Genomic DNA, 8,669 nt, shown 5'->3' with positions numbered 1-8,669 from the left:
TTGCCCCAACGATACGACGGACCTTCACGCCCGAGCGAGTGACGATTTCGTGTAGATCACCGGACGCACACGATCAATCGTGACCGGTCGGTGCGTCACTCACCAATGCGGACCGGCGACAGCCAGGAAGATCACACCGGCCACGACACCGAACACGCCGCTGAGAATGCCGAACACGGCCTCGAGCGACCTCGGTTCGCCGTCCCCGACGGTCACCGAACGGGTCGCGACGACACCGGCGCCGATCGCTCCTATCCCGAGCACGATCCCCAGACCGAACGTCCAGAAGGTGATGACGGACAACGCGCCGAGCGCGATCGACGTGTCACCGCCCGACCGGCGAAGCCATCGGAGCATCGCCGCGAACGGCGGGGTTCTTTCGGCGGCGGGCGCGGAATCCGGGGTGGGGCGGTCGGCTACGAGAGACATCGTGGTGCTTTCTGAAACGAAACTGGTGGAACGGGGCTCGGGTCACCGCGACCGAATCCGAGAGGATCGGAAGGTAGGCGAATTCGTAAGCGGAAGAGGGATTTTCGTCATCCTCGCCCCGAACCGGCGAGGACCTGCGGAAGCGCATCGACATCGACGTCGACACGGGAACCGAAGCGCGGCACAGCAATACTCTCCTGAACATCTCCGGTGCCGCACACCCCCGACGGACAGCGGATCGACCGTGCATCCCAAATTAGCACCCACCCCCAGGCGGGTGCCACCGATGCGGCCCGTGTCCGGTGTGGCAGTCCACACACCAATCAGACTGGCGCGCAGTCTCACCGGGGATGCGACGCGGTCAGCGACCGCCGCGCCGGAAGAGCTTGTTGCCCAACCACACAACCGGGTCGTACCGTCGGTCCGCGACTCGCTCCTTCATCGGGATCAGCGCGTTGTCGGTGATGTGGATGTCCTCGGGGCACACGTCGGTGCAGCACTTGGTGATGTTGCACAGGCCCAGACCGAACTCGTCCTGCGCGGAGTCGCGGCGGTCGACGGTGTCCAGCGGATGCATCTCCAACTCCGCGATCCGCATCAGGTAACGCGGGCCCGCGAACGCCTCCTTGTTCTCGTCGTGGTCACGAACCACGTGGCACGTGTTCTGGCACAGGAAGCATTCGATGCACTTACGGAACTCCTGCGAGCGTTCGACGTCCACCTGCTTCATCCGGTACTCCCCCGGCGCCAACCCGGGCGGCGGGGTGAAGGAGGGGATCTCGCGCGCCTTCGTGTAGTTGAACGACACATCGGTGACGAGGTCACGGATGACCGGGAAGGTGCGCATGGGTGTCACGGTGACCGTCTCGTCCTCCGCGAACGTCGACATCCGCGTCATGCACATCAGCTTGGGGCGTCCGTTGACCTCCGCCGAACACGATCCGCACTTGCCGGCTTTGCAGTTCCATCTCACCGCCAGATCGGCCGACTGGGTGGCCTGGATGCGATGGATGATGTCGAGGACGACCTCGCCCTCGTTGACCTCCACCGTGTAGTCCTGCAGGTCACCACCGGACGCGTCGCCGCGCCACACCCTGAACTTCGCGTCGTAGCCCATGTCAGGTCGTCCTTCCCGGATGCCCCGCGGTCTCGGCGTCCGTGTAGTACTTCCCCAGTTCGTCGATGTCGAACAGCGCCAGCAGGTCCGGGCGCATCGGCTGCTGCTGCTCGCGCGTGACGATGACGTCGGGCACGGCGGCGGGGTCGTCCAGCGCCGGATCCCCGGCCACCGTGCTGCACACCAGCAGCGTCGACCGCCACTGCGCCTCCATGTTCGGGTAGTCGTCCCGGGTGTGACCGCCGCGACTCTCGGTGCGCATCAGCGCCGCGCGCGCGACGCACTCGCTGACGAGCACCATGTTCCGCAGGTCGAGCGCGAGGTGCCAGCCCGGATTGAACTGTCGGTGCCCCTCGACCGTCACCCCGGGCAGCCTCGACTTGACCTCGTCGAGTTTCGCGATCGCCCGTTCGATCTCCTCCTCGTTACGGATGATGCCGACGAGGTCGTTCATCGTCTGCTGCAACTCGGTGTGGAGCGTGTACGGGTTCTCGCCCGCGCCGGAAGCCGGCGGGTCGAACGGCGCCACCGACACCCGGGCGGCCACCGCGACGTCGGCGTCGGCCACCGTCGGTCGGGTCTCGAGCGACTGCACGTAGTCGGCCGCACCCAGTCCGGCCCGACGGCCGAACACCAGCAGGTCGGACAGCGAGTTGCCGCCCAGACGGTTCGACCCGTGCATCCCGCCGGAGCATTCGCCCGCGGCGAAAAGCCCTGGCACCGTGGATGCTCCGGTGTCCGGGTCCACCTCGATCCCACCCATCACGTAGTGACAGGTGGGACCGACCTCCATCTGTTCCTTGGTGATGTCGACATCGGCGAGTTCCTTGAACTGGTGGTGCATCGACGGCAGTCGGCGCACGATCTCGTCCGCCGGCATGCGGGACGCGATGTCGAGGTAGACGCCACCGTGCGGGGTGGAGCGCCCCGCCTTCACCTCGGAGTTGATGGCGCGGGCCACCTCGTCGCGCGGCAACAGGTCCGGGGTGCGCCGGTTGTTGTCCGGGTCGTCGTACCAGTTGTCGGCCTCCTCCTCGGTCTCCGCGTACTGACCTTTGAAGACCGCCGGGATGTAGGAGAACATGAACCGCTCGCCGTCCGAGTTCTTCAACACACCGCCGTCGCCGCGGACGCCCTCGGTGACCAGGATGCCCTTCACGCTCGGCGGCCACACCATGCCGGTCGGATGGAACTGGACGAACTCCATGTTGATCAGGTTCGCTCCGGCACGCAGAGCGAGCGCGTGCCCGTCGCCGGTGTACTCCCACGAGTTCGACGTCACCTTGAACGACTTGCCGATGCCGCCGGTCGCCATCACGACGGCGGGCGCCTCGAACAGCACGAACCGCCCCGACTCGCGCCAGTACCCGAACGCACCGGAGATCCGGTCGCCGTCCTTCAGCAGTTCGGTGACGGTGCACTCGGCGAACACCTTCACCCGCGCCTCGTAGTCGCCGGTCTCGGCGAAGTCCTCCTGCTGGAGCGAGACGATCTTCTGCTGCATCGTGCGGATCAGCTCGAGCCCGGTGCGGTCGCCGACGTGCGCGAGCCGCGGATAGGTGTGCCCACCGAAGTTGCGCTGGCTGATCCGGCCGTCCTCGGTGCGGTCGAACAGCGCGCCGTACGTCTCGAGTTCCCAGACCCGGTCGGGCGCCTCACGCGCGTGCAGTTCGGCCATGCGCCAGTTGTTGAGGAACTTGCCGCCGCGCATGGTGTCCTGGAAGTGGACCTGCCAGCTGTCCTTCGAGTTCACGTTCCCCATCGCGGCCGCGCAGCCACCCTCGGCCATGACGGTGTGTGCCTTGCCGAACAGCGACTTGCAGACGACGGCCACCGACAGCCCCCGCTCGCGCGCCTCGATGACCGCCCGCAGCCCGGCGCCGCCGGCGCCGATGACCACCACGTCGTAGCTGTGCCGTTCGACCTCGGCCATGCACACTCCCCTGTCTGTCCGTCGGTGACGCCGGAAGGGACCTCAGTTGATCAGTCGCAGGTCCGAGATCGTGCCGCTCGCGACCAGCATGATGTAGAAGTCGGTGAGGATGAGCGTCCCCAACGTGGTCCACGCCAACTGCATGTGCCGGGTGTTGAGCCGGCTCACCCACGTCCACAGCCGGTACCGGACCGGGTGCGCGGAGAAGTGTTTGAGGCGACCGCCGGTGACGTGTCGGCAGGAATGACACGACAGCGTGTACGCCCACAGCAGGATCACGTTGCCGGTGATGATCAGACTGCCCAGGCCCAGGCCGAAGCTTCCGTTCGGCCCCTCGTACGCCCGGACCGCGTCGTACGTGTTGACCAGCGACACGACGAGCGCGACGTAGAAGAAGTAGCGGTGCGAGTTCTGGACGATCAGCGGCAGTCGCGTCTCCCCCGTGTACTGGGCGTGCGGTTCCGCGACGGCGCATGCCGGCGGCGCCAGCCAGATCGAGCGGTAGTAGGCCCGGCGGTAGTAGTAGCAGGTGAGCCGGAAGCCGAGTAGGAAGGGCAGGACCAGGAAGCCGAGCGGGATCCACATCGGCAGCTCGCCGACCCACGTCCCGAAGTGGCTCGAACCCGGCACGCACGACGCGCTGATACACGGCGAATAGAACGGCGTGAGGTAGTGGTAGTCGTCCACCCAGTACGCGGTGCGCACGAACGACCGGATCGTCGCGTACACGACGAACACGGCCAGCCCGACGGTGGTGAGCAGCGGTGCGAGCCACCAGCGGTCGGTCCGCAGCGTGCGCGCAGCGATATCCGCCCGAGCCGGCGGTGGAGCGCCGATCTCGGTCACCCGCGGCGTCCTCACGCGGGCTCGTGCGGGTTGCCGCCGAGGCCCTCGTCGTCCGCTCCCTGCCACAGCGAGCGGTCGTACGGGGTGTCGGGCACCTGCACTCGCTCGGCGGTGGCGCTGACCGTCGGACGCGGCGGCGAATCGCTCAGGTCGTGCGCGTCGATGTCGAGTCGGTCGACATCATTGGCGAGGCGGCGCACTGCCGACGCGTCGCCGTACACGTCCCGCAACGATCCGACGCACTCGCGCAAGTGCCCGATCGTGCGCTGCAACTCCATCACTTCGGTGGTGGTCATCGGTACCTCCGAGAAGCACTGGTCGATTCCTCGGCCAGATCGGAGCGGTAGAGGGCTGTCGGTCCGCCGCCCGATCTGCCTGCACGATGTGATGGCACTCACAGTACGTCACGCGCCGCCTCGTCGCCGCTGATTACCGCCACCCCGTCGGAACCCCCGGCGGAGCCGCTCAGGTCACAGGGACGGTCCGTGCCACAGACGGACCGCTCCCGACCGCCAGTCGTAGCTCGCGCACAGGCCGTCGACACCGCCGACCAGGACTGCGCCCGCATCCAGGCCGGCCGGCGGTTCGAGCTGCGTCCACGATCCGAGATCCGCTGCGCCGGCGACGAATATCCCGGTGTCCTCGTCGTCGTCGACGCACACGACGAGTCGATCACGGGCACCCACCACCCACAGGTACGGCATACCCTCGTCGATGCTCGAATCGATGTCGGCGGACCGAACCGACACGACCGATCCCGAGTCGACGGCCGACCGCCGGCACAGGACGTCCGTTTCGTACGTGAGCGTCACGATCGCATCGCCGCGGCCCGCATCGACGACCATCTCCTCGTCGTAGACGACCGGGGGCAGGTGCTCACCGAGCCGCCTCGGGTCGACCCAGTAGACCGCACCGCCGTCCTGCCCCGCGCCGATCGACAGCCCGAGATGTCCGCTGCGGGCACGGGCGACGTGCGAACCGCCCGCGGTCAGGTTCGTGAGTTCGACGGACTCCACCGTCTCGCCGCCCTGGACGAGACACCACAGATCGCTGTCGTCCCCCGGCACGGTGAACGCGAACGTCTCGGTGCTCGCGTCCCAGTACGCCGAACCGGTCCCCCACTGCGGCCAGCCGTCGTGCACCCGCTCCCAGACCACCGAACCGTCCGCCCCACGCAGCTGCGCCCGGTCACGCAGACTGACCGCTGCGTAGTCGAGTTCGGCGGACACCGTGGAAGCCCCGCACCCGTCGAACGGTGCGGTGAACAGCACGAGCCCGAACGTCGGGTCGAACACCTGCAACCTGTCGGGCGACGACACGAGCCAGCCCGCCGGATGTGCGGCGACGCTGCTGCGTTCCGGCATCGCGAGTTCCGGGCCGACCGGCGTGAGAAACGACTTCGACATGTGCGCACCCTACAAAGCGGCACATCGACCGCGCCGAGCCCATTCGCGATCCGATCCGCGGACACGGCCGTCGGTCCCGTGGCAACGATGCCGACTGTGCGACGATGCCGCTCGTGTCTGCCATCACCGACTACTTCACGGCCCCCTCGGACGAGGTCGCCACCGCCGCGCTCGACGGCCTGCTCGACCTCGACCCGGAAACCGACGCGGAAGTCTCCGGCCCACGGGTCCAGGCCGCCGCGAGCGGCACTCCGGTTCTGCAGGCCAAGGGAATGGAGCCGACCGTCGCACTGGGCCGGCTCGAGGCGGTGCTCACCGGCCGGACCTACGACGAGGTCGCGTCCGGCCCACGGCGAGGGTCCCTGGTCGCGGCCGGCGAGGACGGCGATGCCCTGATCGTGACCGTGGCCGACGAACTGCGCGATGCGCTCGCGGGTGCGGATGCCGCAACGGTCGCCGCCGCGGCCCGCACCTGGGTGTTCGACGAGGGATACGAACCGTCCGAGGAGTCCGCACCGTTCCTCACCGCACTGGCGGAACTGGCCACCGGGGCGGTCGCCCGCGGTGACCGCATCTACTGCCGCATTCTCATCTGAGACCGGCCGCCGATCACCCCGGCCGGGCGTCGATCAAGATCGGGATGCCGGGTGGATCTCGGTGACGATGGTGTAGAGCTCGACGATGACGCCGTCCTCGATCCGAGCGATGTCCATGCCGGAGATCTCCGGTCGACCGGCGGGCCCGTACTCGAAGCCGAGGTGGCCGATGTCATCGAGCCCCACCGCGGTGCCCACGGGCCGGAACACCCAGTCCGGCTTCTCGGCACGCAACTCTTCGGCGCGGTGCGCGAGGGCCTTGCGCCCGTGAATGATCCGGTCCGGTTCGTGCCACACGACGTCTTCGGCATAGTTCTCTGCGATGGTCTCGACCCGCTTGGACGTGTCGGGTTCGTTGAAGACCTCGAGAAGGTTGATTCGCATGAGGTCGGCAGGGAGTTTGATCATGGCGAGTCCTTTCCCGCGACGTCCGACCTTCGATGGTGCCGCATCGGCGAGCCTCCGGAAGGCAGACGCCTCAACCGATCAACGTCGCCAGCCATTCGGGCTCGAACCAGCCCGTGGCGGCCTCCGCGAACTGCGCCGCCGCCGGACCGGCGACCCCCTCGGGCACCCGTCCGACCAGCGCCGCACCGGTGACCGCGGGTAGGTCGTCGAGGTTGCACCGGGCCGCCAGATCGGGCTGTTCCGGCCACGAGCCGACGACGAACCCGCCGCACTTCACGCCTGCGGAAGCGAGCGACTCCGCGGTGAGCGCGCAGTGATTGAGGGTGCCGAGCCCGGCGGCCGCCACCACGACGACGGGGGCGGCCAGGTCGGCGGCGACGTCGCGCACGGTGAACCCGTCGGCGCCGAGGCGGACCAGCAGACCGCCGGCGCCCTCGACCAGCGTCACATCGTGGCGCGCGTCGAGGTCACGCGCGGCCGCCACCACCTGGGCGCGGGTCAACAGCGGCATCCCGGCACGCCGGGCGGCGGTGTCGGGGGCGAGAGGTTCGGGGTAGCGGGCCAGTTCGACGGTCGCCGTCACGCCGCTCAGGCGCGCGACCTCGGCCAGGTCCCCGGGCTCGTCCGGCCCGACACCCGTCTGCGCGGGCTTGCACACCGCCACCGACCGGCCGGCGGCACGCAGCGCGGCCGCGAGTGCCGCGGTGACGACGGTCTTGCCGACATCGGTGGAGGTGCCGGACACGACGAGGATGCTCATGCCGACGCCCCCACCATTCGATCCGACAGCACCTCGACCAGAACGGATTCGATGCGCGCCATCTCGTCGGCGTCGATCGTCGCGCGCGCCGTCAGCCGCAGCCGCGACGTGCCCTCCGGTACCGACGGCGGCCGGAAGCAGCCCACGTGCAGGCCGCGCTCGCGGCAGGCGGCGGCCGCCGCGAACGCGACGTCGGGGTCGCCGAGGACCACCGACACGACCGCGGACTCGGGCTCGTTCCCGTCGGTGATGCGGGCCAGCTCCCGCGCCCGATCGAGCACCGCGGCCGCCCGCTGCGGCTCCCGGATCAGCACGGACAGCGCCGCCCGCGCCGCGCCCACCGCGGCCGGGGCGAGGCCGGTGTCGAAGATGAACGTGCGGGCGGCGTCCACGAGGTGGGCACGCACCTTCGCCGACGCCAGCACCGCGCCGCCCTGACTGGCCAGCGACTTCGACAGCGTCGCGGTCACCACGACGTCGGGCTCACCTGCCAGGCCGACCTCCTGGACCAGCCCGCGGCCACCGCGGCCGCGGACCCCGATGCCGTGCGCCTCGTCGACGAGGAGCACCGCCCCGTGCTCGCGGCACGCGCGGTGCATCTCGACGAGCGGGGCCAGGTCGCCGTCGGCGCTGAACACCGAGTCGGTGAGCACCAGCGCTCGTTCCTCGGTGCGCTCGGCGAGGGTGCGACGCAGGAAGTCGACGTCGGAGTGCGGCGCGACGACGACCCGCGCCCGCGACAGCCGGCAGGCGTCGACCAGCGATGCGTGCGCACCGGCGTCCGAGACGATCAGCGAACCCTTACCCGAAAGCGCGGTCACGGCACCGAGATTGGCGGCGTACCCGCTCGCGAACACCAGGCCGGACTCGGCCCCGACGAAATCGGCGAGCTCGCGTTCGAGCAGTTCGTGGTCGGACGTGGTCCCGGTTACCAGGCGCGAGCCGGTCGACCCGCCACCCCAGCGACGGACGGCGTCGACGGCGCCCTCGACGACCTCGGGGTGGCGCACCAGCCCCAGGTAGTCGTTGGAGGCGAGGTCGATCATCGGATCGGAGGCGCCGCGGGGCCGCAGCTCACGCCGCAGGCCGGCCGCCCGCCGTTCGGTCTCGACGTCGTCCAGCCAGCCCAGCGCATCGCATTCGGTACCCACCCGCAGCACGATACAAGCCCACT

Annotated in this window: 10 protein-coding genes; 1 reads left to right on the top strand and 9 read right to left on the bottom strand. The window is 69.2% G+C overall.

All coding sequences use genetic code 11. The features are described from left to right. Positions 1-99: 99 nt before the first annotated feature. The 6 genes from EGT67_RS12985 to EGT67_RS12960 form a co-directional block, all read right to left on the bottom strand. The gene (locus tag EGT67_RS12985) at positions 100-429 is read right to left on the bottom strand and encodes a hypothetical protein (RefSeq protein ID WP_127916491.1); all 330 of its coding nucleotides are present in this window, start codon (positions 427-429) and stop codon (positions 100-102) included. Between the two features lie 361 nt (positions 430-790). Next, positions 791-1,546, bottom strand: coding sequence for a succinate dehydrogenase/fumarate reductase iron-sulfur subunit (locus EGT67_RS12980; protein ID WP_127916490.1), 756 nt, complete (start codon positions 1,544-1,546; stop codon positions 791-793). Position 1,547: 1 nt separating this feature from the next. After that, positions 1,548-3,479 (bottom strand): fumarate reductase/succinate dehydrogenase flavoprotein subunit, encoded by a 1,932-nt coding sequence (locus tag EGT67_RS12975; RefSeq protein WP_127916489.1) that lies wholly within the window; start codon positions 3,477-3,479, stop codon positions 1,548-1,550. Positions 3,480-3,521: 42 nt separating this feature from the next. After that, positions 3,522-4,325, bottom strand: coding sequence for a hypothetical protein (locus tag EGT67_RS12970; protein ID WP_241566009.1), 804 nt, complete (start codon positions 4,323-4,325; stop codon positions 3,522-3,524). A gap of 11 nt (positions 4,326-4,336) precedes the next feature. After that, positions 4,337-4,621 carry a hypothetical protein gene (locus EGT67_RS12965; protein WP_127916487.1) on the bottom strand — a complete coding sequence of 95 codons (285 nt, stop codon included), beginning with the start codon at positions 4,619-4,621 and terminating at the stop codon, positions 4,337-4,339. A 174-nt stretch (positions 4,622-4,795) separates the two neighbouring features. Then, on the bottom strand, positions 4,796-5,731 hold the full coding sequence (locus tag EGT67_RS12960; RefSeq protein ID WP_127916486.1) for a hypothetical protein: 936 nt from the start codon (positions 5,729-5,731) through the stop codon (positions 4,796-4,798). A gap of 113 nt (positions 5,732-5,844) precedes the next feature. On the opposite strand from EGT67_RS12960, the gene EGT67_RS12955 reads away from it, so the two are divergent. Further along, entirely contained in the window at positions 5,845-6,327 is a 483-nt protein-coding gene (locus EGT67_RS12955; protein ID WP_127916485.1) for a hypothetical protein, read from the top strand. 33 nt (positions 6,328-6,360) lie between these two features. Here the strand turns inward: EGT67_RS12955 and EGT67_RS12950 are convergent, their stop codons facing one another. From EGT67_RS12950 to EGT67_RS12940, 3 genes are all read right to left on the bottom strand, one after another. After that, complete coding sequence (locus EGT67_RS12950; RefSeq protein WP_127916484.1) at positions 6,361-6,735, bottom strand: nuclear transport factor 2 family protein; 375 nt, start codon at positions 6,733-6,735, stop codon at positions 6,361-6,363. A gap of 70 nt (positions 6,736-6,805) precedes the next feature. Next, the gene (gene bioD / locus EGT67_RS12945) at positions 6,806-7,495 is read right to left on the bottom strand and encodes a dethiobiotin synthase (protein ID WP_127916483.1); all 690 of its coding nucleotides are present in this window, start codon (positions 7,493-7,495) and stop codon (positions 6,806-6,808) included. Continuing rightward, positions 7,492-8,646, bottom strand: coding sequence for an 8-amino-7-oxononanoate synthase (locus EGT67_RS12940; protein ID WP_421958126.1), 1,155 nt, complete (start codon positions 8,644-8,646; stop codon positions 7,492-7,494). The genes bioD and EGT67_RS12940 overlap by 4 nt, the downstream gene beginning before the upstream one ends. Positions 8,647-8,669: the final 23 nt, after the last annotated feature.

The organism is Prescottella agglutinans (assembly GCF_004011865.1).
In the GTDB taxonomy this organism is placed as follows: Bacteria; Actinomycetota; Actinomycetes; order Mycobacteriales; family Mycobacteriaceae; genus Prescottella; species Prescottella agglutinans.
Note: the sequence above shows the minus strand (reverse complement) of the source record. Positions and strands in the feature narration are given on the sequence as shown.